Source organism: Peribacillus sp. V2I11, from assembly GCF_030817135.1.
GTDB classification, from domain to species: Bacteria; Bacillota; Bacilli; order Bacillales; family DSM-1321; genus Peribacillus; species Peribacillus simplex.
The window spans coordinates 5,245,136-5,270,617 of record NZ_JAUSYW010000001.1 but is presented as its reverse complement, the minus strand read 5'-3'; the positions used below and the strand labels follow the sequence as shown (position 1 = coordinate 5,270,617).

At 37.4% G+C, this 25,482-nt stretch carries 24 protein-coding genes and 5 pseudogenes; 20 read left to right on the top strand and 9 right to left on the bottom strand.

All coding sequences use genetic code 11. The features are described 5' to 3' along the window. Positions 1–172: 172 nt before the first annotated feature. Positions 173–757, bottom strand: a complete 585-nt coding sequence (locus QFZ73_RS25705) for a TetR/AcrR family transcriptional regulator (RefSeq protein ID WP_251438174.1) — start codon at positions 755–757, stop codon at positions 173–175. A 6-nt stretch (positions 758–763) separates the two neighbouring features. Then, positions 764–1,516, bottom strand: coding sequence for an alpha/beta fold hydrolase (locus tag QFZ73_RS25700; RefSeq protein ID WP_307272231.1), 753 nt, complete (start codon positions 1,514–1,516; stop codon positions 764–766). A gap of 190 nt (positions 1,517–1,706) precedes the next feature. On the opposite strand from QFZ73_RS25700, the gene QFZ73_RS25695 reads away from it, so the two are divergent. Further along, positions 1,707–2,213, top strand: a complete 507-nt coding sequence (locus QFZ73_RS25695; protein WP_307272228.1) for a GNAT family N-acetyltransferase — start codon at positions 1,707–1,709, stop codon at positions 2,211–2,213. Positions 2,214–2,530: 317 nt separating this feature from the next. Here QFZ73_RS25695 and QFZ73_RS25690 read toward each other — a convergent pair whose 3' ends face one another. Continuing rightward, entirely contained in the window at positions 2,531–2,797 is a 267-nt protein-coding gene (locus QFZ73_RS25690) for a DUF3898 domain-containing protein (RefSeq protein ID WP_373458978.1), read from the bottom strand. A gap of 142 nt (positions 2,798–2,939) precedes the next feature. Here QFZ73_RS25690 and QFZ73_RS25685 point away from each other — a divergent pair, with 142 nt between their 5' ends. The 5 genes and pseudogenes from QFZ73_RS25685 (at position 2,940) to QFZ73_RS25665 (ending at position 6,628) form a co-directional block, all read left to right on the top strand. Further along, positions 2,940–3,818: an acyltransferase gene (locus QFZ73_RS25685; protein WP_307272226.1), complete on the top strand. Its 879-nt coding sequence runs from the start codon at positions 2,940–2,942 to the stop codon at positions 3,816–3,818. Between the two features lie 295 nt (positions 3,819–4,113). Beyond that, a pseudogene (locus tag QFZ73_RS25680) lies at positions 4,114–5,233 on the top strand (IS3 family transposase). Between the two features lie 221 nt (positions 5,234–5,454). Beyond that, positions 5,455–5,589, top strand: a pseudogene (locus QFZ73_RS29180) (IS3-like element ISBth8 family transposase); the annotation flags it as partial. A gap of 271 nt (positions 5,590–5,860) precedes the next feature. Next, positions 5,861–6,067: a DUF1657 domain-containing protein gene (locus tag QFZ73_RS25670; RefSeq protein WP_251438064.1), complete on the top strand. Its 207-nt coding sequence runs from the start codon at positions 5,861–5,863 to the stop codon at positions 6,065–6,067. Positions 6,068–6,148: 81 nt separating this feature from the next. Next, on the top strand, positions 6,149–6,628 hold the full coding sequence (locus tag QFZ73_RS25665) for a DUF421 domain-containing protein (protein ID WP_373459036.1): 480 nt from the start codon (positions 6,149–6,151) through the stop codon (positions 6,626–6,628). 1,173 nt (positions 6,629–7,801) lie between these two features. Here QFZ73_RS25665 and QFZ73_RS25660 read toward each other — a convergent pair. Then, positions 7,802–8,086: an aldehyde dehydrogenase family protein gene (locus QFZ73_RS25660; RefSeq protein ID WP_307272223.1), complete on the bottom strand. Its 285-nt coding sequence runs from the start codon at positions 8,084–8,086 to the stop codon at positions 7,802–7,804. Between the two features lie 140 nt (positions 8,087–8,226). Here QFZ73_RS25660 and QFZ73_RS25655 point away from each other — a divergent pair, with 140 nt between their 5' ends. The 9 genes and pseudogenes from QFZ73_RS25655 to QFZ73_RS25620 all read left to right on the top strand — a co-directional run. Then, positions 8,227–8,823: a TetR/AcrR family transcriptional regulator gene (locus QFZ73_RS25655; protein WP_307272221.1), complete on the top strand. Its 597-nt coding sequence runs from the start codon at positions 8,227–8,229 to the stop codon at positions 8,821–8,823. A gap of 447 nt (positions 8,824–9,270) precedes the next feature. After that, the gene (locus QFZ73_RS25650; protein WP_307273071.1) at positions 9,271–10,605 is read left to right on the top strand and encodes an SCP2 sterol-binding domain-containing protein; all 1,335 of its coding nucleotides are present in this window, start codon (positions 9,271–9,273) and stop codon (positions 10,603–10,605) included. Positions 10,606–11,210: 605 nt separating this feature from the next. Further along, complete coding sequence (locus tag QFZ73_RS29055) at positions 11,211–11,342, top strand: SCP2 sterol-binding domain-containing protein (RefSeq protein ID WP_373458976.1); 132 nt, start codon at positions 11,211–11,213, stop codon at positions 11,340–11,342. Positions 11,343–11,423: 81 nt separating this feature from the next. Beyond that, complete coding sequence (locus tag QFZ73_RS25645; RefSeq protein ID WP_307272218.1) at positions 11,424–11,624, top strand: hypothetical protein; 201 nt, start codon at positions 11,424–11,426, stop codon at positions 11,622–11,624. 122 nt (positions 11,625–11,746) lie between these two features. Further along, positions 11,747–12,529, top strand: coding sequence for an SDR family oxidoreductase (locus QFZ73_RS25640; protein WP_307272215.1), 783 nt, complete (start codon positions 11,747–11,749; stop codon positions 12,527–12,529). Positions 12,530–12,730: 201 nt separating this feature from the next. Further along, complete coding sequence (locus tag QFZ73_RS25635; protein WP_373458975.1) at positions 12,731–13,012, top strand: TetR family transcriptional regulator C-terminal domain-containing protein; 282 nt, start codon at positions 12,731–12,733, stop codon at positions 13,010–13,012. A gap of 158 nt (positions 13,013–13,170) precedes the next feature. Then, positions 13,171–14,313: an MFS transporter gene (locus QFZ73_RS25630; RefSeq protein WP_307272211.1), complete on the top strand. Its 1,143-nt coding sequence runs from the start codon at positions 13,171–13,173 to the stop codon at positions 14,311–14,313. Positions 14,314–14,408: 95 nt separating this feature from the next. Further along, on the top strand, positions 14,409–14,600 hold the full coding sequence (locus QFZ73_RS25625; RefSeq protein ID WP_251438084.1) for a PaaI family thioesterase: 192 nt from the start codon (positions 14,409–14,411) through the stop codon (positions 14,598–14,600). An 822-nt stretch (positions 14,601–15,422) separates the two neighbouring features. After that, positions 15,423–15,533 (top strand): annotated as a pseudogene (locus tag QFZ73_RS25620) (IS1595 family transposase); the annotation flags it as partial. Positions 15,534–15,665: 132 nt separating this feature from the next. Here the strand turns inward: QFZ73_RS25620 and QFZ73_RS25615 are convergent. Together QFZ73_RS25615 and QFZ73_RS25610 are read right to left on the bottom strand one after the other, a co-directional pair. Next, entirely contained in the window at positions 15,666–17,123 is a 1,458-nt protein-coding gene (locus QFZ73_RS25615; protein ID WP_307272210.1) for an alpha-amylase, read from the bottom strand. 21 nt (positions 17,124–17,144) lie between these two features. Further along, a complete protein-coding gene (locus QFZ73_RS25610; protein ID WP_251438076.1) occupies positions 17,145–17,357 on the bottom strand; it encodes a hypothetical protein in 213 nt (70 codons plus the stop codon). Between the two features lie 281 nt (positions 17,358–17,638). Between QFZ73_RS25610 and QFZ73_RS29175 the strand changes: the two are divergent. Continuing rightward, positions 17,639–17,824 (top strand): annotated as a pseudogene (locus QFZ73_RS29175) (Spo0E family sporulation regulatory protein-aspartic acid phosphatase); the annotation flags it as partial. A 140-nt stretch (positions 17,825–17,964) separates the two neighbouring features. Here QFZ73_RS29175 and QFZ73_RS25605 read toward each other — a convergent pair. Next, positions 17,965–18,141 (bottom strand): hypothetical protein, encoded by a 177-nt coding sequence (locus QFZ73_RS25605; protein ID WP_307272207.1) that lies wholly within the window; start codon positions 18,139–18,141, stop codon positions 17,965–17,967. A gap of 443 nt (positions 18,142–18,584) precedes the next feature. Then, positions 18,585–18,926: a replication initiation and membrane attachment family protein gene (locus QFZ73_RS25600; RefSeq protein WP_251438077.1), complete on the bottom strand. Its 342-nt coding sequence runs from the start codon at positions 18,924–18,926 to the stop codon at positions 18,585–18,587. Positions 18,927–20,293: 1,367 nt separating this feature from the next. Here QFZ73_RS25600 and QFZ73_RS25595 point away from each other — a divergent pair. From QFZ73_RS25595 to QFZ73_RS25580, 4 genes are all read left to right on the top strand, one after another. Next, a complete protein-coding gene (locus QFZ73_RS25595; protein ID WP_307272205.1) occupies positions 20,294–21,256 on the top strand; it encodes a S8 family peptidase in 963 nt (320 codons plus the stop codon). Positions 21,257–21,584: 328 nt separating this feature from the next. Further along, complete coding sequence (locus QFZ73_RS25590) at positions 21,585–21,710, top strand: hypothetical protein (RefSeq protein WP_307272202.1); 126 nt, start codon at positions 21,585–21,587, stop codon at positions 21,708–21,710. Between the two features lie 158 nt (positions 21,711–21,868). Next, complete coding sequence (locus QFZ73_RS25585) at positions 21,869–22,246, top strand: hypothetical protein (RefSeq protein WP_251438079.1); 378 nt, start codon at positions 21,869–21,871, stop codon at positions 22,244–22,246. A gap of 722 nt (positions 22,247–22,968) precedes the next feature. Then, positions 22,969–23,487, top strand: a complete 519-nt coding sequence (locus QFZ73_RS25580; RefSeq protein ID WP_307272201.1) for a DinB family protein — start codon at positions 22,969–22,971, stop codon at positions 23,485–23,487. Positions 23,488–23,779: 292 nt separating this feature from the next. On the opposite strand, the pseudogene QFZ73_RS29050 reads toward QFZ73_RS25580, so the two are convergent. Beyond that, positions 23,780–25,201 (bottom strand): annotated as a pseudogene (locus tag QFZ73_RS29050) (IS4 family transposase). Positions 25,202–25,482 lie beyond the last annotated feature (281 nt).

Genomic DNA, 25,482 nt, shown 5'->3' with positions numbered 1-25,482 from the left:
ATCAATAACCGAGAGTTGTCATAACAAAGTAAGAAAAGAGGTTTCAACATAATGCGATCAGCGGGTTCATGCCCTGAAAGCTATATTAAATAAAGTGTCTAAACTTTTCGGGTTCAATTAGACGATCCCTTTAACTCAATTATAGCTCCCAATTGTGGAAGTCCCTCATTAACTAGTTACAAAACTCTCTTATAATCTGGTTCTTTATTTCTTCTACCGGGAACCTCTGTTGATAGGTAGAAATCATCAACATAATACCTTGTAGCACAGATGAAAAATATAACGATCGTTTCCTTGGTTCTTTTTCCCCCATGCTTTCAAATATTTTACATTGCAACTCGAATTGTCTAGCATTTTCTACAATTATGAGATGACTGTATTTTATCAACTCGTCATCAGCCTCTGGCTGAGTTTGCAGGTGTAGATAGAACCGATGGACTTCCGGTTTTTTGTGGATATTATCAATGGCACCATTGACTATATGTTCAAGCTGTTCACGAGGTGTATTTAAGGTGAACGCTCCTTCCATGACTTCAACCACTTCCTTGATTCTGGCCTCGACCATTTCAGAAAGCAGCTCTTCTTTTCCTTTGTAATAGTTATAGAGTAACCCTTTCGAAATACCCGCCTTCTTGGCTATATCGCTTATAGAAGTAGCGTAATATCCTTGTTTCATAAATAGCTCCATGGCTGCAGCGCGAATTTTTTCTTTGGATGCTTGGCGAATGCGGTCATTCTCTTCTGGTGTACGTGGCATTTATCTTCAATCCTCCATAAAAGCAGTGAATTCTTGATATAAATCTTCAGAATGGGTGAGGGGCAGCATATGATCGGCATTCTCTATTTCGATGAAACTGATGTTTGGAACCTTACGGAAACAATCGGCAACTCGAAAATTATCTGCCAAATCCTTTTTACCGATAAAAAATAAAGTTTCGGGTTTCAATTCTCCTAATCGTTCCATTGCTGGCGGCTGAGGCCATGTCATGCAGAAATCAGCGGGCCACTTAAGCATGCGCCCGAAATGATGCCTGAGCATTTGAATAGTGAGATCTTTGTGCGGACTATTAATAACAACTTGATATGTTGGTGAATGAAGGGCAAGCTCTAACATCTTATCTATATTGGGAGCGATTTCCAATATTTTGTTATGATATTGTAAAAACTCTTTTGAATAGGGAAAGCCAGTCAAAGAAGGAGAAATTAATACAAGTTTCGATACTCTTTCGGGGTAATTAAGAGCAAAATCAGTTGCAATCTGCCCTCCCATGGAATGACCTATAATCGTTGCCTGATTAATTTCTAGGTAATCCATTAGTTCCAGTACATCGTCAACATAGTTTGCATGTTTTATAGGTGATGGTGATTTACCGGCACCACGGCCATCGAAAGATATAACTTTGTAATCCTTGGATAAAAGAGATGCTAAAAATGTCCATTGCCTTAAATCAGCCCCACCACCATGAATTAGAACAACAGGATGACCCTTGCCAGTAATCTCGAAATGTAAATCCAATGCAACCCCTCCATTTATTCACTGAATTTTCAGTATTATTTTATTATTGAATGAATGTTTAGTCAATGGAAAACGCAATTTAATTTTGAATGACTTAAGATATTTTTTCTATTCCGCATATATTCTTGGATTAATAAACATAGAGAGTATAATTTAAAGGTGTAGCTGAATAAGAGGAGTGGTGGATTAAATGGTAAAAATTCGCAAGGCTTTATTTTATGAAGTAGAAATGATTCGTGAACAGAGAGTGACGGCCTACGAAGAACATGCTCAAAGCATTCCTGAAGGGCATTGGGATGCTCTGAAGAAAGCTATTTCTTCAGATGCCGATGAACAGCGAGATGTTGAACTTCTAGTTGCTGAATTAGATGGGGAAGTGGTAGGAAGTGTTGCGTTGTTTCCTGCGAAATCCGATGCCTACAAAGGACTTGTTGACATGTTACATTATCCTGAGATAAGAATGCTTGCAGTCACACGACAGGCACGACACAAAGGTGTTGCTGAGGCATTAATCCAAGAATGTATTCGTCGGACAAAAGTCAACGGTTCACAGTACATCGGCTTACATACCGCAGATTTTATGAAAACGGCAATGCGATTGTATGAACGTATGGGCTTTGTACGATTGCCGCAATTCGACTTCCAACCTGCCGATGATGGTATCATCGTGAAGGCGTATCGACTATCTATCGAATGAATAATATCATCAAAACGAAAAACAAACACCTTATGATAAGGTGATTGTTTTTTGATTGTAGAATAACAAAATAATGACATGCCAAGAGTTAATCATTTAAGGGCGAAAACGACATTGACGTTAAGATGTGTTTCAAAACTTAATGTTTAGTCATAACCGAAAGACAGAAGCAAAATATAATCTCACTGCCTTTTTTCATTTGCACTTAATTATAAGTGCATAAAATGATGACAATTTTGATCACACAAATGATCACATACCCTTAAATGGCACTGCCTTAATGATCACAATTCTGATCACAAATCATCACCATTCCCTCAAACCTTCCTACTAATCTTCTCCACAATCTCCATCAAATCATCCGGCCCATGAAACTCAATCGGTGAAACACCTTTATCGAATTCAATTATATCGGATTCTATCAATAATACATACTTCCCGTTAATCTTCCCTAAATGGACGCTGTCGCCAAAATCGGCCAGCAGTCCTTTGACCGATGTACTGCCAAGCCTCATTCGCAGATTGGCTTCAGGTGTATGCTCGACAATCTGGGCTGTGGCTTCAACGGCTTGGTGCGTTTTCAAGACGTTCCTGGATTTCCCTTTCCCATTTTTCAGGCTTCATCTTTACATCTCCTCAGGTTTTCTTATGCGGTCTTTGTGTTGAGCAAAAAATGATGTATAATGAACACGTTTTTAACAATTTGAAAAAGTGGGTATGAAAAGCATGGAAACTATTTTCAGTATATTGCAGAAACCAGAAACGGATAATGAAATACTCATTATAGGAAATACCGACGATGAGAGTTCGTTTGTGAATAGTAAAATCAAATTTTTTGGTGAAGGAAATCGGTTAATTATTGAACGCGGAGCCGAATTTAAAAATGCAACGCTAAATTTTAATGGCAACAACTCGCTCATAATCATTGGGAAATCCAATCGCAATGCAACGATGAGCGTCAATGTTTGGAATGACAATACATTTTTCCTTGGTCGCAACTATTCATTTAATGGAGCAGCGAGATTTATTCTCTCTGAACAAAAGAATCTATTCATCGGTGATGATAATATGTTTTCAAATGGTGTAGTCGTTCGTTTGGCAGATCCACATTTGATTTACGATGGAACAACTCGAAAACGGATTAACTCAACAAAGAGTGTGTACTTAGGTGACCACATTTGGATTGGGCAGGACGTCATGATTCTAAAAGGGGCAGAAGTTGGTACAGGTTCAATTTTAGGTGCTAAGTCACTCGTGACAAAATCGCTCCCATCAAATGTATCAGTTGCAGGAAGTCCAGCACGTGTGGTGCGGAAAAATGTTTTTTGGGCACGTCCATCTGTCCATGCATATACTGAAAGAGAAACAACGGAATCACAAAAATTCCCGGATGGGCGTTTTGTCTATACGCCAAAAGGCTCAACAGCAAATCATTTTGCAAAAATTGAAGAACAGCTAAATATCGCAACTTCTGTAGATGAGAAGACTGGCATATTAACGCCTTATCTTGATGTAACAAGTAAGAATCGTTTTTTTCTTCCTGTGCCTCCTGAGAAAAAGAAAACATTTCTCGATCGAATCTTTCGCAAAGGAGGTAAAAAGTAAGTGAATGAATTTATCTCAAAAAATAAATTAAAACTCTGAGTTGCTTTCGTTATTCTTTTTATAAACGGTGCGACTTATTTTAAAGCCACTGAAATCAAAATTTTTGGGCAATGATAATAAGGTAGCATAGTATGAAAAACAAATAGAAGAAAAGATTAAAATTAGAAAATCCCAAATGGTAGCTAAGAATGTTGGATACAGTAAAAATTGTAAGTTTTGGAACGGCTACACTTATCTAGACAGAAAATTTAAGGTCAAGTAGACTACAAATACTACTAGTTTAGGAGATTCTACAATGACCAAAAAAGAGCGAAGAACATTTACTGATGAGTTTAAAAGCCAAATGGTACAGCTGTTTGTGAATGGTAAACCAAGAAGGGATATTATTCGTGAGTATGAACTGACACCCTCCTCTCTGGATAAGTGGATTTCTCAACACAAAACCTCCGGTTCTTTCAAAGAAGCTGATAACCGAACACCAGAAGAAACAGAACTAGTAAAGATTCGTAAGGAACTGAAACAGTTACAGATGGAGAACGATATTTTAAAGCAAGCTGCGCTGATACTAGGACGAAAGTAAATGTGATCCGGAATAACCAGCACAAATCCTCGATATCAGCAATGTGTGAAGTCCTTCAATTGCCAAGAAGCACCTATTATTTATGAAGTAAAAGAAAGGTCATCAGTAGATGAAGTAAACTCCGACATCATCGAAATCTTTCAGAACAGCCGGCAAAACTATGGTACGCGAAAGATTAAAGAGAAATTAAAAAAGCGTGGGTTAGTTGTCTCAAGGGACAGATTGGGCGGATTATGAAAGAACAGGGCCTCGTCTCTACCTACACAGTAGCTCAATTCAGGCCACATTCAAAAACTTATAATGAGTCTAACCAGGTTAACGAATTGGACCGTGGGTTTAATCAGGAAAAAGAGTTGCACGCAATTGTAAGCGATTTGACGTACGTAAGGGTAAATCAAAAATGGTGTTACGTATGTGTATTTGTTGATCTCTTAATCGGGAAATTATCGGCTTTAGCGTCGGGCCAAAAAAAGATGCTTTACTGGTCTACCGGGCATTTTCATCGATTAAGGTAGACCTGAGTAAGATTCAGCTATTTCATACGGACCGAGGAAGCGAATTTAAGAATAAGCTAATAGATGATGCTTTAGAGACATTTAACATTCTACGTTCGCTAAGCATGAAGGGCTGCCCGTACGACAATGCCGTAGCTGAAGCTACGTTCAAAATCATCAAAACGGAGTTCGTTAAGGGTCGTCATTTCGAAACGCTAATCGATCTGACAAGAGAACTACAGGACTATATTCATTGGTTTAATCATATTCGTATTCATGGAACACTTGGCTATTTAAGTCCGATTGAGTATAAACTTGAACACCTTAAGAAAGTTGTCTAGTTAAGTGTAGATCCATGCATTTCACATCTTATCATACATAAAGAAATACATGTGGATAAGGTATTCGTCCCATTAGATTTAAAAAGAGTTTGGAATCGTTAATAGCAATAAAAAGAGCAACCGTTTTATATCCAACTGGTATTATCCCCTACAGGTAGACAGAGTAAAAAGAGAGCATGATAAAATGCTCTTAAACAGTCTATCTTGGAGGGGATTTTTCTATGGCAAAAAAGGGGCAAACCTTTCAAACATATACAGAAGAATTAAAGCGAGAAGTTGTTCGTTTGAAGTTGGAGGAAGGCTGGTCATATCGTCAGCTTCGTGAGCGATTTGGTATCAAAAGTGATGCGCATATAGAATTCTATAATACTGATCGCTTCCAAGAAAAATTTAATGGCCTTTCCCCGATTGAATATCGAGAAAAGGCCGCAGCTTAAAATACTCTTTTTTTATTGTCTACTTGACAGGGTTATGTGCAAACGGTTGCTCTTTTTATACCCTAAGGATCAATTACTTCGTGATAATGGTTTTAGATATTTTATATGGAAAAATTTTGAATGCATATAAAACTTTGTTTACTCCATTCTAAAAGAGCAATAATCATTTAAATAAAAGGAGGCGTTATACATGACAGTAATCAATGACGTTAAGACAACTCTTGCAGGGTTGAAAAGTGCTCAGGCAAGCTTTGAAACCTTCTCTCTTGGGACAGATAACGAACAAGCAAAGCAGCTTTATCAGGATGCTGCTAAACAAACTCAATCCGTTATAGATAGCATTGAACCTCGTGTTCAACAAATCGAACAAGAAGAACCCCAATACAAACAACAATAATATGAAAAGGTAGAAAAGGTTGGTTGAGTGTCAACCAACCTTTTCTACCTTCAATGATAAAACAAAGGGGTGAAAAAAAGAATAAACCAATTAATCACTTTTCTATTATTACTAACTGTTATCGGATTAGGCACAGGATGTTTGGTTGAATATCTAAGTCAAAAGTTCCTTGTATTTAGGGGCGTGGTAGAGGGGAAACCTTCGGCACTTATCAAAAATGGAATTGTAGATCGAGAAGCATTAAGGAAAAATAGGATGAATATTAATCAATTGCAAAGTTTACTTCGACAAAGTGAAACTTTTTCTATTCGTGAGGTTGCCTATTGTTATTTAGAGGCGAATGGCTCGATTAGTATTTTGAAAAAATCAAAGTATCAAAAAACTACTCAGGAAGAAATAAGAGACGGTGAAGTTTTATGGGATGAAATTATTTATATGGGCTTTAATGAATCTTGGTTAAGATCACAATTAAATAATCAAAATATTTTTGACTACAACGATGTTTTTATAGCCGAATGGCTTCAAGACGACGGTCTTTTTGTACAACCTTATAAGAATTAAAATGGTGCAATGCAAGTTTTTCAGTCACCAGAATTACGAATCGCGGTAATAATGATTTTGCAATAGTCTGTCCCGGCTAATATTTAGTATTTGTTCTTACACTACTAACAGGTAATAGGGGATGCTGCGAGCATTTCTTATGAACTATCGGGGCAGGTGAGTTCAATCAACATAGTTTAGTCGCATTCATTACCAACAATAAGAATATCTGAAGTAAAAGGAGTGCTAACACTGGATAATGTATTTTCTTCAATTTTCATACTCTTAACTGTTTTATTAATCGCAATCATAGTTTTTATCATTTATAAGTTGTATAAAACTACAGGTAGTGGACTTCCTTGGGCATTAGCTATTTACGGAGTAATTGCATTAACATACACAGTTGAAGAATTTACAAATTTTAGAAAGTGTTGAGCATGATTATAATCGTTTGTGATAATCGGTTCTGAATGGCTTGAGCTATAGTTATTAATATGTGAAATAGCTTCATCAATACCTTCTACTACTTTAATAGCTAAGATGTAATCTAAGTATTCTTGTTTCCAGTCCTCTTCCGTTGCCAATCTTATATTTGGACAGATTTCAGCAACTCTTTTATCTCCACGTATCTCAACATTTTCTTCAATTAATGCTTGAGAGATGATTGGTAAGAATTTCTCAGCTATATTTTTATTTATAAGTACTTTTTCAACTGCATTTCATGCAGAAGGACGAGATGTTTTTGCATTAATAATAATTGATTTCGCCATTTCAATATTACAAGATTCATCTACATAAATGTGACAGTTACCAGTACCAGTTTCGATTACTGGTACTGTTGCATTCTTAACGACGTTCTGGATTAACCTTGAACCTCACGAGGAATAAGCACATCTACATATTCATTAAGTTGTATTAATGATATAGCAGTTTTCACGTCGAGTATCTTCAATTAGTTGAAGAGCGCCTGAAGGTAAAAAATTGCATCAGAAATAGCTTTTGATAATATATTTACAATAGCTAGAGGATATTGCTTCACTGCCACCTCGTAATATAGCTGCATTACCAGATTTTAAACATAATCCGGTGCATCACAAGTTACATTTGGACGAGCTTCATAAATGATTCCTATAACTCCTAATGGCACACTTTGCTGTCCAATTTGTAAACCATTTGGACGTACAGACATATTCTTTATTTCACCAATAGGTCTGGTAAAATAGCGACTTGTCGTAAACCGTTTGCCATTTCTTCAATACGATTTTCATTTAACAATAGACGATCTAACATTGTTTTTGCTGTTCCATTTTCCAAAGCATTGTTTAAATCTATTTGATTTGCCTTTAAGATATCTTGATTATATTTAAGTAAATAATCAGCCATTTTAAATAGAGCATCTTGTTTGCATTTGCTACTTATATTTGCTAGGACGTGGGATGCCTGTTTTGCTTCTCTTCCTTTTATCTGTAATTCAGTCAATGTGATGTAATCCCCTTTAATCAAAAATTTTTCCTATTATTTTTTGCACTTTACAAAGATACTACCTAATTGTACAATAAAAAAGACCGAATGGTCTTATAAATTTCGTAAACCTTTTTCAAACGGAGGCAAATAGATTCATGGTTAATCGTAAGGGAGAACAGACTAAAGCCCTGATCTTAGAAAAGGCATCAAAAATTTTTAATAGCCAAGGATATAGGGCATCTTCTATATCCGACATCATGCACGAGACTGGTCTTCGAAAAGGAGGGATTTATAACCATTTCGAAAATAAAGAGGAAATAATGTTGAGCGCTTTTTCCTTTTCCATTGACACGATGAGTCATTTTTTCTCTGAAGCGATGGCAGGCAAACAAGGATGCATGGAACGTCTTCTTTCCATTATTTCCGTATTCGAGGGGATTGCTGAACGAGAATTGTTCCCAGGGGGTTGCCCGATTATGAATGCTGCCATTGAGGCAGATGACGCAGACCCATTGCTTCAAGAAAAAGTCCGTGAAGCAATGGACGGCTTGCTCGGAATGGTTCGTAATTTTGTTCAGGAAGGCATAAAGAAGGGTGAGGTTAAACAAGGAGTGGATCCCGAGTTTGTGGCTACCGTGTTTATCTCCACGCTGGAGGGGGCGTTAGCACTTAGCAAACTTTACAAGAACCATGAGTACATGAAAAGAGCTGTGCATCATCTTAGATCGTTTCTTGCTCAGAACTGTGCCTAGCAGTCTAAAAAAGAAGCCGGCGATGGCTTTTTTTTAGATTAAAAAAAGACCGAACGGTCTCAGTAACTATCTATTATACTTAAAAGGCGATACTACGAAATCTGCCAAGGATGCTGTCATAGTGGATGTCGTCTGATCATCGATGGGCAAGAAGAAAGAAACTTTAAGTCTTGACCGTTCCGATAGACTTTCCGTACAAGTTCTGTGAGCCTTGGTAGAAAGCTTCACGACGGCGTACTTTGGGATGCTACTGATACAGCGATGAGAATAGCCTACACATCTACCCTCAGCGAAGGGGAGACATTCACAACGCTAGAACTAAAAATCAATTTTACGAAGTCTGTATGGAATGCACGACTTCGAATGATTGGACAGGCCATCAAACAGGGTAGTACTGACGGATGGGCGTTAAATTGAACGACTAAGGAGTTGAGTGCTTTGAAAAAGGTGACAATAAATGATCATCCTGCCGTAAAACAATATTACAAGAAAAAGGTAATTATGCAGGGAACCGAAGGCAGGCGCATAGATACACAATGGTTGCGGAATTTATGTCTACATGCAGGAGCCGACGATGTTGGATTCGTCTCTATTGACCGAAACGAACTTGAGGACCAACGAAAAGAAATTTTTAATCTGTTTCCTGAAGCCAGGACGCTTATTAGTTTCGTCTGTAAAATGAACCGCGAGCCCTTGCGTTCGACAGCTCGATCCATTGCGAATACGGAATTTCATCATGTTGTCGATAACGTAACGCATATCGGACATGAAATCGTGAAAGAGCTTGAAGAGCAAGGGATCAAAGCATTGAATCCGCCAGCAGGATTCCCGATGGAGCAGGAAAGTACCGGAAAAGCATGGGTCATCTCACATAAACCTATTACGGTTGCGGCTGGACTCGGACAAATCGGCATCCATAGAAATGTCATTCATCCCAAGTTCGGCAACTTTATTTTGTTAGGTACGATCCTTACAAATGCAGATATGGCTTCGGAAAGTCAGCCCATTGATTATAATCCGTGTTTGGAGTGCAAATTGTGCGTAGCTGCCTGCCCGGTAGGAGCCATTGGCGCTGATGGTCATTTTAATTTCTCCGCCTGTTATACGCACAACTATAGAGAATTTTCCGGCGGCTTCACCGATTGGGTGAAGAATATTACCGACAGTAAAAATTCTAAAGCATACAGGGACAAAGTAAATGATGCAGAAACAGCATCTATGTGGCAGAGCCTTTCTTTTGGAGCTAGCTATAAAGCGGCCTACTGTTTGTCCGTTTGTCCTGCTGGAGAAGATGTAATTGGTGAGTTTCTTGACGATCGTAAGAAATTTTTGAAGGACGTTGTCAAACCACTGCAGGATAAAAGCGAAATGGTGTATGTAGTGCCGAATTCCGACGCTGAGGATCATGTCAAAAAGCGTTTTCCCCATAAACAAGTTCGGCCGGTGAGCAACGGCTTACGATCGAAATCAATCCGGGCGTTTTTGCAAGTGCTTCCTCATATGTTTCAAAGAAATCAAGCAAAAGATTTAGCTGCTACCTATCATTTCACATTTACTGGAGAAGAAAAGGCTCAAGCAACGGTTATCATTAAGAACAAGACCCTTACTGTGGAAAAGGGACATATCGGGGATGCAGATTTCCAACTTATTGCAGACAGTCAAACATGGATTCGGCTGATGGCCAAAGAAACAGGGATATTATCAGCCGTCATGTCAGGTAAAATTCGCACAAAAGGCCAGTTAAAGCTGTTCAAGGCTTTCAGCAAGTGTTTTCCGTCATAAAAAATGAGAAGATTTTAATAAAAAGTGGGAAATAACATTAATCATTTTGTCAGCACCCCTGAAAAATAATAGTTTAAGTTCCTTTTTCAATAAAAGGGGCGGTTTAAGCGACTTGGTGGAAACGGTCGTGGACAGCAAGAACGTCAAAGAATCGGAATGAAGTACCGATAACCGAAACGACTTCATGGTGGCAAAGTTTGAGTTTCGGGGCTAACTACAAATCGGCTTATTGCTTGTCGGTTTGTCCGGCGGGCGAAGATGTGATCGGGCCGTTTCTGAAAGACCGTAAAGGGTTCACGGAATGATGTGCTAAAGCCGTTGCAGGCATTGTATGTAACCCTTGGCTCTGATGCGGAAGCGTATGTCGTGAAACGTTTTCCCCATAAAACGGTAAAAAGCGTCGGGAATGGACTCAGGTCGAACACGATCCGCGATTTGATCAACCTGATGCCTCATGCATTCCAGCCGAAGCAGGCGTCGGGTTTAAATTCCACATATCTTTTTGCATTCACCGGATATGAAACGAGACAAACGACAATCGACATTCGTGACAATACGATCCAGATTCGGGACGGTTTTCATGGCAAGCCGGATATCGGATTACGGTGGATAGCAAAACGTGGCTTAAGATCGTGGCGAAGGAACAAAATGTGGCGGCGGCATTTCTGACAAGAAAACTCCGGATCAAAGGAAACCCTAAGCTGCTGAAGAACTTCGAGAAATGTTTTCCTCAGTAAGAGTGTATATGCAACGATTATTCGTAAAGGGGATTTAAATAATGGCAAAGTTGGAGTATATCTTCTTGGTTGTAGGAAAGGTTGGTAAAAGCCAATGACAAATCTTATCTTATTCGCAAAGGACAGCAAACAGTTGAATTTCCATGTGATTATGATGCTGAAGTTTTAGCAGGAAGCTTGCACAATACTTTGCTTGGGATTTGGGTACTTGCAAGAACCTCAGCTATCAAAGAAAAGGTACATCGTATAGCGGATTTTTCCTTAGCAATACTGAACAAATGAAGTTTTTTATAAATTAGAATGAATGTTCTCAAAAACATGCTTATGCTCTTTGAGAATCTTGTTGCTCAATAAAGCAAGTAAAGCCACTATATAAATCATTTATAGAGAAAGGATTGATTTTTATGAAAATGGATTCCAACACAATTCTCATAACGGGGGGAACATCCGGGATTGGATTCGAGCTTGCTACTCAGCTCCTTCAGCTTGGGAACACCGTAATTATTACCGGGCGGGATCAGTCCAAAATGGACTTAGCCAAAAAGAAACTGCCATACGTTCACACATTTCAGTTTGATGTAAGCGATCCAAAGGCCATTTCTGACCTTTTTGAAAAAGTAATCAGTCGATTTCCAGAACTGAATGTTCTGATCAATAACGCTGGGGTTATGCGTAAATTGAACTTTCATGCCAAAGAGGTTGATTTAGAGGATTTCAGTAGCGAGATTGAAATTAACCTCAGCGGTTCGATCCGCATGGTGAACCAATTCTTATCGCATTTAAAGGAGAAGAAATCCGCTGCGATTATGAATGTCTCATCCGCACTTGCATTTGTTCCTTATCCGGCATTGCCGGTATATTGTGCGACGAAAGCCGGTATTCATTCATTTACACAGTCACTGCGAATACAGCTAAAAAATACTAATATTAAAGTGTTTGAATTGGCGCCTCCAGCTATTCAGACCCCTTTAGTTGAAGTTTTTGATGCTGACGAGATCAAAGCCGTAAAACCTATGGATGCCGGTAAGATGGTTAGGTACGCAATCAAGGGTTTGAAAAAGGATCGCTTTGAGATCCTGCCGGGCCAGAGCAGTGCGCTGAAGTTCATGAGTCGTGTTGCACCTCAGTTTATGTTAAATCAGATAAGCAAAACTGTTGACAATATGCTGACTCAAACCAAGAGTTAACTATACGGAACAGTGGTACATTAAACTCTTTGCGTTTATAAAATATCCAATTGGAGGTAACAGGATTAAAAAAAGGAAGAATATATAGACATTTAGATAGTAAGGACGAATTGGCCAAAGCTTCGTTTTCATACTTTTTAATCACTCTAAAAGAAAATTATTTACAAGCTAAGGAAACAGCAAACGAACAATTTCAGGCTTTTGCTTCTATATTTTATAACTTTGAACAACAATGATATCCTAGTGGGGGGCTGTCCATTAATGAATGCAGCCATTGAAGTAGATGATTCAGAAATTTTGATTGAAGATGCATTTAAGGAAGGTTTTGATGGCTTAATAAAGATGATCAAGAATTTGATTGAATTTGGTCAGGGTCAAAATGAAATTAACATGAATGTTGATTCTGAACAGATGACTGTATTGATTCTCTCTTCCATGGAGGTGCATTGGCCCTCAAGATTGTATAAGGATAAGCGATATTAGACATGGTCATCATGCAGATAAAGCTATTCTTTTCTAATTGTATTTTTTATTCTTTTTTTTGAACAAAAAGAGACCGATTGGTTTTTTATTCAGGGGGGATTTATATTCTGGCACTTAAAAAATGGTCTATGTGGTCACAACTTATTGCGGGTTTCTTGTTGGTTATTTCGACTACTGGCTTTGCAAGATTGGCTTATGGTGTGTTAATGCCTTTTATGCAAGCCGACTTAAATATGAACTACACACAGGCAGGATTATTAGCAACAACGATCTCGCTTGGCTTTCTATCAATTTCCCCCGTAGCTGGGTTATTAGCACTCAAGTTTGGAATGAAACAAGTCATTATGGCAGGTGGCTTTCTCGTCACAGTTAGCTTCCTTTTTCTTTCATTCTCGAACTCCTTTTATCTATACATGCTTATTATGTTTTTTTGCGGGGCAGGAAGTGCTTTAGCCTTTTCCCCCATAATGTCTTTATTAGTCATCCAATTTCAAAAGAAAAAGGGATTAGTACTCGGTGTCTTATTAAGTGGGGTGGGTTCAGGAATGCTTCTTAGTGGTCTCATGACCACCTATTTGATTAGGTATTTTCCTGTATGGGAATGGAGGGCTATTTGGCTAATTTTTTCCATTACCTCTATTTTATTCACACTACTCTCATGGATCGTATTGAAAGAACCAGGAAAGAGTGTGACTAACAAAGATGATAGGAATCAAGGAGTCGCTCATGCCTACAAAAACCGAAAAATCCTTAGGGTAGGTATTATTTACTTTTTAATTGGATTGGCTTATCTTATCCCAATCCTATTCCAAACATCATTTATGATACACTCTGGGATCAGCGAAAGAGTGGCCGGTAGTTTATTTTCAATTTCTGGCTTATTTACAATTCTTGGAGGTCCAATTTGGGGAATCGTTTCAGATAAAGTAGGGAGAAAAAAATCTTTACTCGTTGCTTTGGCTTTTTGTGTCATGGGAGGTATTATTCCAGTCGTCAATGATCACATAATAAGTTTTATGGCTTCGGTAATTTTATTTGGTTTTTCCATTGGAGGTCTCATGGTTCTTGTCCAAGCGATGGCAGCAGAACGCTCTCTTCCTTATCTAGTACCAGCCGTATTGGGCTTCATAACCATTTTCTTTGCAACGGGTCAATTACTAGGTCCCTTTCTGGCAGGAACAATTATTGAGCAGTTAGGGGGAGTTCGAGAGGCGTATGTATTTGCCATATTCATATTTTTTACTGCCTTTATAATCACTTGCTTTGTAAGTGAAAAGGAGAAGGTTGAATTTGAAACATAAAACACACATAGTGAAGGGGAATGTATGATGGAGAATACGATTAAACTAAATGCCAACAAGGAAATTTCAGTCCCACCTGTGGCAAAGTTAATTGGATTGATCCAGTAGAAGTTAAGAATGGAGAGACCGTATTCACATTAAAGACAAAGGAAGCGCATTTCAATCCGATGGGAACCGTACATGGAGGTATTTTATGTGATTTGGCAGATGCAGCAATGGGAGTTGCATATGCAACATTGTTGAATGAGCATGAAACGTTCACAACAGTCGAATTGAAAATCAACTAAAAATAACGCCGAAGTTACAGGTAGGTTAGCAAGATTGTGAAGGTTTGTACTTAAACTAACGGGTGCGTGTGCGGCCGAGCCTAGGTCGTATCATATAGCGGGTGGGATTCCCGTCGAGTAAGAACTAGCCATTCGCTCGTAGCGAGTCTTGGAGGGCTAAAGGTAACTTTAGTCTTTAAGCGTAGACAGTTAGGTGGCGGGCCGAAAGCCAAATGGTTGAAGGGATTGAGCTCCATAATGTTAGTAAATCGAGAGGGCTGATGCTTTACGCACAGCAGAAAGCTACATTTTATCCTTCGTTAAGGGCAAGATGGATAAAACCTCTCTGGAGTCAGAGACCTTGGCACGTTACACATCGATATGATACGGCAACTCGGGAGATCCTACCGGTCTTTTCTTGTTAGAAGAGTATGGTGTACAAGCGATAAAAAGCAAGGAAACCAAATGCTGTGTAGGGAGTCGGATAGCAGCGTAGTACCAATGAAGTTGGGTAATGCCGATGGAGGAAAGGCTAGCTACCAGTTATCGCCCTTACTAGGGAAACATTTACTACACTCAGAGGTAGGGATAAATGGAAACAAAACTACTAAGGATAGCAGAATTAGCATAATCTGAATCTAAGAGATTAGCTACATTTTGTGAATGGTAACTAGGAGGGGCCGTGTGCGTGAATAGCGCAAGCACGGTTCTGTGAGGGGGGCAGGAACACAATCTACCGTAAGGTAGAGAGGTTCCCTTCTACTCGACTAGCTGAAAATCTGATCTGTCTTTAAGGCAGCTTTTTCTTAATGGCCTAACGGGGCAGTTTAGTTGAACAACCGCATCAGGCATCGAAATGATGATGCAACGGTAAGTAAAATGATTGTTGATAACTGCCTGTTCTCAACAGAAACAACCTATGATAAACTTAAATTTCTACAATTTACCAAATGATTGATATTTGTTTGGGATGAGTCATCTACAATCAACCTTTCTTCTCCACTCAAAATCCAGCTTCTAAACCCTTTAAAATGATGGCTTCCATTTAAATAGTTAACTTTTTAGGTAAACTTCTTTAATATCATATTATTCCTCAGATAAGGCCCATACCGAAACACTTCCTCCATTAACAGGGAACGTTGCAAATCCTTTATCGTCAATGCTAATTTGATCATTTCGATTTTGAGTTATATCTACCCATATTTCTTTAGCACGTTCCGTTCCCACAAACATTTTTTTGTAGCCTCCATCACTATTACAGATAACAACAGCACAGCCGGATCGCTCAATCTCGGTTGTTCCTCGGCGTACCCAACCAATCGTATTGGGATGGTCAAAATAATCATCTTGCTCTCCATAAGCATACTGATGACGAGCGTATAAAAGGGGATCAATCTCATCTTTTTTACCTGGGATAGGATTATCACCTGCAATACCAAAGTAGTCGCCAAAAAAGACAACAGGGTATCCATCTCTTCGAAGTAAAATGAAGGCATAGGCAATTTGTTTGAACCAATCGTCTATCCATGAGTCAAGTCCCTCATTCGGCTGTGTATCGTGATTATCTACAAATGTTACTGCATCAAGAGGGTGGGATTGAACAAGGGTTTTATCAAAAATGGTAGCAAGGTTAAAATGACGGCCTGCTTTTGATGCTTCGTATAATTTATAATGAAGTGCTACATCAAATAATTCAATACTATAATCTATTGAATCTAAAAACTCCTGACTTTCTTTTACATCTGAATTCCAAAACTCACCTACGAAAAAAAATTCTTTTCCTCGATGCTTCAACATTTCTATTACAAAGTCACCAAGAAAATCATGATTAATATGTTTAATGGCATCAAACCGAAACCCATCACATTGCAAAATATCTATGATCCATTTTCCGGCGTTAAAAACCTCTTCTATTACTGATGGATGGTTATAGTCGATATTTGCAAACATCAAATAATCATAGTTTCCCAATTCGTCGTCTACATTCCCGTTCCAATTCTTATTTTCCCCTAAAATACGATAAATTCCTTTTTTACCTGTCTTTGCATCATAATCTACGCCATTAAAATGTTCGAAACTCCATTTAAACGAGGAGTACTGATCTCCTCGCCCCGGGAAAATGAATTTAGTCCACCCTTCGATATCAACTGGTTTCGAGATTACTTCATTACGATTTTGAGGATTTACTTCAACAACCTTAAAGACCTCTGTTTCATCAGCCGCAGCTTTATGATTTAACACTAAATCTACATATACTTGTATGTTATGTTTATGACACTCCTGAATAGCATCTATAAGCTCGTCTTTTGTTCCATACTTGGTTCGAACGGTTCCTTTTTGATCGAACTCTCCTAGATCGTATAAGTCATAAACACCGTAACCTGTGTCTTGAGACGATTGACCTTTAGTTACAGGGGGAATCCAAACTGCATTAATCCATACTTTATTTAGTTCTTGTGCCATTTCTTTTAACCCATTCCAGTGTGATCCGTCAGATGCAACATGCCACTCGAAAAACTGAATCATAGTACGATTTCTTTCCAAGTCTCATTCCTCCCCAAATGGCTAAAAATTTAAGTTTTTGCTTAAATTGATCTTTCTATATAATGCAATAACTGGTTTATTTTTAATTTCCCAATTTTCAGTACGTATCATAGGGATATGGTATTCCCTTTCCATTTCGGTCATTAACTCCATCAATAGATGGCTTCTCATAGGCTCTTTTACTAAAAGAATGATTTTCTGATATTCTTCGTCTATTTTCGCTAATGTTTTCATACTATTGTCCTCTCCATAGTCCTGTGGAATTATACCTTTCCCTAGTATGTTTAATTTTCTCCAATCAAGCATCGCCCTAGTCTTACTAGGACACTTGCAATGGAAGTTCGCAATGGGACATTCCCCTAAAAAATTTATATAGAACCTAACAAAAAAACATTACTCACTTATGTATATTACAAAGGGGTAGAGTGAAGGTGCAAAATCCATATGAGATGTTGCTTGTTCAAATTAATAGAAATAGAGAAGAAATGATCCTCCTTGGAAATCGCATGGACTAACTAACGTCCCCGGAAACAATTAATGCAAGTCATCAGTTAGATCGTCTTCTTAATTATCTGTTATTTGAAAAGCCACCTTTAGTAATTTTAATAAGAAAACAGGATAAACAAGTTAGTCGCCTACTCTATTTGATTGGCTCTTCTAGCAGCGCTAAAGAATCATCGGCTTTTATTTTTATTGGATAAGAGGGCGTAGTGAATGTAAACTTGCTACTTTAATCAAATGTTTATTCATTTAGCATGTAATCACAATAAACTTGCTGAATTCTGGCTACTGAAAAACGTCATTTTTTCCGTTCAGTAGTCTAACGTGAAAGCACTTCTAATTATTTATGGGCTTTATTTGCTAATATAATTAATTCATCAAGGTTTTTAATCACGATTTCTTTTTTCAATGGAGGCAAATCCGAAATGTTTGAAATGATTTCCCTTCTTTTTAGTTCCATTTGTTTCAAAATATCCTTATCAATTCCATCTAGATTACAACTGCTTTCTTCGCCCATCTCTATCTCCCTTTCTTTTAACAAGTATGGATCAACGTTCCTAATCTTACACAATCTTAAGGTTATGCATTTACCTTTTGTTTAGGGCTTAAACCATGGCAACTACCCTTAATTTTCTTTGAAAGAAAAAGGCCGGCTTTCCTCTGATAAAGGATTGCCGGCTTTTTACTGAAGGAAATTCCTAGGAGTATCTACCATATCATAGCTTGTTTACAGTTTAGTTAATGAAAAATAACAGTTTGATAACAGAGACTTAAACCAAAAAACTACCTATATCAGGGCTACCACGTCAACATTTTGGAAATTATAACTCTTAATATATAAGGAATTATAACAATTCGTTTCAAAAAGGCCGTTAAAGGAACTTTAGTTAATAGCTTTTGAAATAGCAAAACTTGTTGAACCAAAGGAGGGTTACTTTTTTACTTAAGGGAAAATCGATTTTAACCTTCTTGGCTTATTTGAGTATGATATGAATAGTATTGTTTAAAGAATGTAATAGCTGCCTGAGCATCCTTTAAATTGAATTTTCTACATAAATCAGCTAACGCCAATAGCGTATAAGTTACGAATTTTTGTTTGTTCGTTGCAAGAACGTAATAAATGAGAGTGTTTATGACGGGGTGTGGCAGCTTAATTTCGCTCAGCTTACGGAGAATATCTGAATGAGGAAGGGATGGAATATATTCCTTGGCTTCTTTTAACACTTCCTCTGTTGAATATACTTCCAAAAATCGGGCTAATTTTTTTTCCTTTGCTTCTAGAAGCTTAGTATCATCACGCATTTCCTTTTCTCCTTCCTATCAACCGTTTCGAACTATCTAGTTGGAGCTTAATGGATTATACAAAAAATGGATGGTTCTCTTATTCCTAGCATTTTATTTAAGAAATAGGTCAAATGCGATGGTGATTAGCCATAGAACAGCAAGAGCACCCGAGACATATATACTTAAGTAGAGTAAAATTTCCATTATGGCTCCTTTTTAGCTTATCTTAATCCCCTTTTCTTGCATTGACGAATATTACTGCAAGAAAACGAGTGGTTTTGAGCTAGGGGATGGATATCACCATTTTACAAACGAAATGTTGACACTTGATGACCAAAAGACTTGTCTTTCCAATTATTAAAGAAGTGAAAGAACAGAATGATCAACATAATCATCGATTATAAATGCCCATGACCAATTGTTGCTATGACAGATCGTTAAATAATAAGTAGTTTATAAATAATTGGTAGCAGATGAGCTTTTCCTCTTTCTGATAGTCAGCTAGAAACAAGCTTGTCGCTATTTTCTAAAGCAAATCCGTTTATTCAAATAGAGGGTAGAAATTTTCAACTCCCTTCCTTCAAAGCTAAAGCCATTATAAACAAGCTATTCTTAAAAATTTGTCGATTAATTCAATATTTCCTATTTTTAATTGAACTGTTAACTGCTCTTAATAAAAGAAAACAACTTGTCATTTACTCCTTATGTCTAATCCCTTTTAAAGTAGTACTCCATCCTAATAAGGTTCTGGTGTAAAAATAGTCACTCAGTGAGATGGAACCATTAATTTCTTGAAATTTAATGATTAAGAAGAACATAACGCTAGAGTAGGCAATAAAGCTATCAATGAAAAGCGTTTTAGACAATGATAGAAAAGCAGATGCTACGGTGGAGCACCCTATAGTAGCCACCGTACAGAACGGTTGGAACAGCTTAATGTTAAATTGTGAAGAGTCTAGAAAAACAAGAACGTATTAAGGATTGTCCAAACTAGCATAAACCAGTATTTAACTTTAATAATCCTCATTGCCTACAAATAGATAGAGCGGATTAGTTTTTTTGATTAGCGCTATTTAGAAAAAGAGATAATCACTGTAATAGAAAGTAGCCAAATACTTTTTTTCGTATTTCTTTCAGTCCTCCATAATTTAACCATTATCTTGGTTCCAATTTATCATCCTACCGTATACTCTCTTGAAGAATGCCTACCTAGTGTTACTTCTTTCTTTTAACTTCTCAGATAGGTGGATGGGACAAATATCCCATAAGAACATTAGTTCGATAAAAACACATCTATTGTAACTGTTTATATGGATTCTGAATTGTTAAACTATTAGCAACAACCAAGAATAAACCGAATATTAATTCTGTCAGGAGGGATACAAATGGAGAGAAAATTACATTTAATTCCGTATGAATTGAATGCAGAAATCGAAGCGGTGTCTGAGGTGCCAAAAGGTATTGAGCTCATTGCAGCTCCAAAAATCTGGGAGAAATCGAAGGGGAAGGGAATCACGGTTGCGATATTGGACACAGGCTGCGATGTCACCCATCCTGATTTGGACGAGCGGATTATCGGGGGACGGAATTTCACTGGTGATGATAATGGAAATCCTGATGTATACACTGACTATAACGGACATGGAACCCATGTGGCTGGCACAATTGCTGCCGTCCATAACGATTCCGGAGTAGTTGGTGTTGCACCTGAAGCAAGTTTACTGATTTTAAAAGTGCTTGATAAAAATGGATCTGGGCAATACGACTGGATCATCAATGGAATTAACTATGCAGTTGAACAAAAGGCGGATATCATCTCCATGAGCCTCGGTGGTCCTGATGATGTATCTGAGTTGCATCAAGCGATTCAAAACGCAATTGCTAAGCAAATTCTAGTAGTTTGTGCTGCTGGAAATGAGGGAGATGGACAGTATTCTTCAGATGAATTAGCCTATCCTGCCTGTTACAACGAAGTCATCAGCGTCGGTGCCATTAATCTGCAACGCCGTTCTTCTGATTTTTCAAATTCGAATAATGAAGTCGACTTAGTAGCTCCTGGTGAAAAAATCCTTTCAACGTATTTAAATGGAAAGTATGCAAAACTAAGCGGAACTTCGATGGCTACACCGCATATATCCGGTGCACTTGCACTCATTAAAGAGATTGAGAACAAAAACTTTGAGCGAAATCTGACAGAGCCTGAGCTGTATGCACAATTAATAAAGAGAACGGTTCCGCTGGGAAACTCGCCAAAACTCGAAGGCAACGGATTGCTGTATTTAACAGCAGAGGACTACTTATCGGATGTGTTCAGCCAAAAATTATCTGCTAAGGTGTTGAAAATATAATGGAAAAGCTAGAATTGCTATACAGTGAATGGGAAACGGGAAGGGCAGACTTTTTAAAATTTAAAGAAAATCGACCGAAAGATAAGGAAGTCAGGAATCAATCATAAATTATATGGGGTAGCTTCATAAGTTAGCCGTTCAAAGGAAAATGATACTTTATGTTTCTAGCGAGTAGTTTTTGCGCTAGAACCGGTTAAACTAGTCCAATGCCCCTTAATAAATTTCAAACATATAATAAGTAATGATACCCTCAAAAGAATAAACTATTAAACATAATGTTTATTAAATTTAATGAGGGTAAAATTGACTAAAAGGAAGGCGAATTGTTTTGGCTATAATAGATATCGACCAATTGCTTTTAGCTACTGAAGAAATTGCCGAAGAGTCAATTCCATTCCATCTCGATACATTTGACATTGATCAATTATTAGATAAAACGGATATGCTTTTTTAATTGGGATAAGATTCAACTGTAGATTTGAAACAAAGTCGTACTTGTTTGTAAAAAAGTTGCACCGTTTGTGAGGGGTTTTTGATCAAACTTTATTTCAAAGCAACATATTATATGGAGAATAATATTTTTCAAGTCAAAACGGGAGAGGAGGAATGAGCATGAAAAAGTTAAAAATGAGTGTCGTGGCATTGGTAGCTGCGCTGTTGTTCCCTTCTTCTACATTTGCAAGCGGCTGGGATTACTTAGGAGAAGAAACTCTGTATTCTAATGGTGCTGAAAGTGAGGTGTATTCCTCTACTGGTGGAGATTATAAGATTTGTCGGGATTCTTACGTGGGTCCAGCTGGTAAGTTAAAAGTTGAATTATGGGAGTACGATGCTGAAAGTTATAATGATTATGTAGGAACAAGATATATAGAACGAGGCAAATGTGGGTATTTCTGGGGTATTGGTAACTTTGTTGATGGAGGAAATGAAGCCGAATTTTTTGCGAAATCAAGGACTGACAGTGATATGCATTTAATCTTTTTTGATTAATTCACTAACTGAATGAAAAAAAGGACCTGGGATTGATTCGTAAAGGCTAAAATGAAGGATGGTAAAGATCGAACCGATAGGCTGCAGGGTTAAGCATCGTTTTAAAAGTATTTTTTTGTTTTATGATGATAAATCTTTTCTACTAGTTGAGCTGGATGAATAGAGTTCGAATGTTTATAAAAAAGATGCGATGTTTTGAATAAAGTCGCAATCTGTACAAAAAGGTTGCAACGCTTTGATGCTTTTAAAGAATTCTAAGTGAGTTTTAATCAAACTTTTTTATAAAACAGAATATTTATTCAAAAAGATAAGAATCCATTTTGATCAACCTTTTTTCAAAATGGATTCTTTTTTTGTGCCATAGAATATGGGTTTGTTGAACGTTTTTGATTAAACTTTATTTTAAATATTCAATAAAAGATTTTTTGAAAGGCACAAAATCATGAGTTTTGTAACAAATAATACTTATTTATTAAATGTGTGCTTTTTAAATTTGTTCAGCAATCGGGCCAGATTGTAGATAAAGTGAAGGAATCTTGTAGAGTAAGGAGAATACCTTGAAATACCATCTGAAGTGAAAAAGCACATTCACCTGGAAGTTGAAGAGGAATGGAGTGGTTCGGCAAACTAACAAAAAAGATGGTTTTCACTGACGTCATTTGTCGGTGGAGTTGCCTTACCATATCAATGTAATTCGAAGAAAAATGGAGGAGGAATATTTGATGAAAAAACATCATACGTTACAGTTGTATGATTATCATGTTTGGGCGAACAACAAGTTTTTCGGGAGATTGAAAGAATTGTCGAAGGACATTTATGATCGGGAAATTCAAAGTGTTTTTCCCTCAATTGCAGAGACGCTCGTTCATACTTATACGGGAGATACAATTTGGCTTGGTGTAATGCGGGAGAATAGTATGGATGAGATTAAAGCTTTCATCGCTCAGGCACAAGAAAAGACCAAGGATAAGGGTCTTGAAGAAATGGAGAAACTGTTTCGTGATTTGTCAGAAAAGTATCAAATATTTCTTAACAATGAAAGTGATTTGGATAAAAAGATTTCCCCCCAACATCCCCAATTTGGGCGTTTAGATACTCATCTTTCCGAATTGGTTCAGCATGTTGTCAACCACGGCACATATCATCGCGGAAATCTCACGGCGATGATACGTCAACAAGGTTACTCAAGTGTGCCCACTGATTATTTTTTCTATCTTTATGAAATCAGTTCAACGAAATAGTTTTTCCTAAACTTCTATCCGGAAGATAAATAAAGTATGCATCTAATTTTCGCAATGGGGTGATTCTTTATTAAGGTTCGCTTTTCTTCATGGAACTAACTTTGTATATTGTATACATTATTACAAGAACATAAGAAACTATTTGATTACTTATATAAGGGGTAGTACCCCATCGCCATTAAGCTAAGGGCGCAAGAGATAATATAAAAGTGTGTTCTCTTTAATTTGCTATGGTAACACTAAAAATACCGCATGACAAAAAAAACCATCAAATAGGTTTTTTTAAAAAATATTAGGCAGCTTTAAGTTTTTGTGAAGTACAATCATACACAATACCTAAGATATCAAAGACCGTTTTCTTGTTATAACGATGACATTTCCGTCCGTTTTTCTCCAAAAGGTGAAACAGACGTAGAAAAATTTTTGATAATTCTTTGGCGTCCTTTTGTAATCCTTGATAAAACAATAAATAATAGTCTTTTATCATATAGATGGATTTATATTCACTTAACTCCTTCTTTTTCTTATCTAAAAGTAACTGGTGCATTCTAAACATCGTAGATGAACAGAGTAAAATGCTAATAAGTTGCCCATACAAGTGACACTCTAAGCGTTCCCTCTTAATCTCTTTGCACTTGTCAATTTGAAAGAAAGATTTCCATGTCTTAAATAGAATTTCAATCTGCCAACGTAACGAATACAGTTCATGAATATGTTCCGTTGGAACGTCTTCTAAAGAAAAATTTGTAATATATACATTCATTCCACTTAATCGTTTGCTTCGGTCTTTATAGGTAATGCCCTTCTTCTTTTCTTTTTTTGCTTGTTCTTTCAATCTTTTCTCTGTTTGTACCTTAGTTAGTCGATGAATAATCACTCGGGCGGGTAGTTTTTGATACAGCCCAATGTATGCTTCTGAAATTTCAAGTGTTTGACCAGGTTGTAATTGATTCATAAGCTCTTCCGTGTCTAACTGAATAAAGAGAGTACCTTTCTTCACAGTCCCATTCCGAAAAAACTCTGGTTCATCATTCTTACGATATATACGAGAATTCAACTTCAAACGTGAGACATAGTAAGCACCTTCATCATCATTTTCTGTAAGTCGTGTAAGTCGAAATACCCTAAATCCCTTATGTATAAGTCTTTCGGTTGAATGGTTAGTAGACTTGTGGAACCGAAGGTTTTATCATTTTCTCTCCCTTCTCCTACATAAACGTGGAGGAACTTCCCACTCAATAGGTCATATTCAAGTTGGATTTTAACACCTGCGGTATGGCTACTTCCGCCAGAACCTTGATAATGTGAAGCAAACTTATCTGGAAGTTGAAATGTTGTAGAATCTAGGATCCGAACACGTTTAAAAGTCGTGGAGTATGGATGAAGTATTTCTTGTGTTGAATGAATTCTTTGAGTTAGAAGATTAGCTAGAACTTATTGAAGAAACTGTACGGCTGAACCATTAAATCGTTGATTAAGCCCTTCGGGGCTCATGAGGACACCTGTAGATGCTTCGGGACGGCTACACAATTGTGTGATTGGTGTACTCGCGACCTGTTGACTAAGCCATACACATAAAGCAATTAATTCTTGTGCTTGATATTTACTTGTACGTTGAACAAAACCAACTTCTTTAGCTAATTGTTGTAGAGAAGATGGAGATAAGAAGTTCTTGAGAAAAGAGATTCATTTCGTCTGAAACAGAAAAACTCATAGAAAACGCCATCCTTCCTGTATATTTCTACAAAAAGAATAGCGTTTTTTTCGTTATGATGATACAAATTCACCTTAGCTTGATGGCGATATGGTAGGAACCCCTATAAGCAATAATACATCTAAAAACAAAAAAACTACTGGAACGAATCTATTCAGTAGTTTTTCTTGAGTTAAATAGTACGTAGATAAGAACCTTGCATTCTAGAATTTAAATACTTCATAGTTAGCTTGCTCAAAAGACAATGAGTTAATGAATTAGCTCTTAAGGACTTAACTAAA

Bases quoted from the DNA above. Each gene is read 5' to 3' on its own strand.
- QFZ73_RS25670 (WP_251438064.1), top strand. From the start codon at position 5,861: ATGACAGTAATCAATGACGTTAAGACAACTCTTGCAGGGTTGAAAAGT.
- QFZ73_RS25605 (WP_307272207.1), bottom strand. From the start codon at position 18,141: ATGGGCGAAGAAAGCAGTTGTAATCTAGATGGAATTGATAAGGATATT.
- QFZ73_RS25655 (WP_307272221.1), top strand. From the start codon at position 8,227: ATGGTTAATCGTAAGGGAGAACAGACTAAAGCCCTGATCTTAGAAAAG.
- QFZ73_RS25705 (WP_251438174.1), bottom strand. From the start codon at position 757: ATGCCACGTACACCAGAAGAGAATGACCGCATTCGCCAAGCATCCAAA.
- QFZ73_RS25610 (WP_251438076.1), bottom strand. From the start codon at position 17,357: ATGAAAACATTAGCGAAAATAGACGAAGAATATCAGAAAATCATTCTT.
- QFZ73_RS25580 (WP_307272201.1), top strand. From the start codon at position 22,969: ATGAAAAAACATCATACGTTACAGTTGTATGATTATCATGTTTGGGCG.
- QFZ73_RS25595 (WP_307272205.1), top strand. From the start codon at position 20,294: ATGGAGAGAAAATTACATTTAATTCCGTATGAATTGAATGCAGAAATC.
- QFZ73_RS25600 (WP_251438077.1), bottom strand. From the start codon at position 18,926: ATGCGTGATGATACTAAGCTTCTAGAAGCAAAGGAAAAAAAATTAGCC.
- QFZ73_RS25585 (WP_251438079.1), top strand. From the start codon at position 21,869: ATGAAAAAGTTAAAAATGAGTGTCGTGGCATTGGTAGCTGCGCTGTTG.
- QFZ73_RS25685 (WP_307272226.1), top strand. From the start codon at position 2,940: ATGGAAACTATTTTCAGTATATTGCAGAAACCAGAAACGGATAATGAA.
- QFZ73_RS25640 (WP_307272215.1), top strand. From the start codon at position 11,747: ATGAAAATGGATTCCAACACAATTCTCATAACGGGGGGAACATCCGGG.
- QFZ73_RS25695 (WP_307272228.1), top strand. From the start codon at position 1,707: ATGGTAAAAATTCGCAAGGCTTTATTTTATGAAGTAGAAATGATTCGT.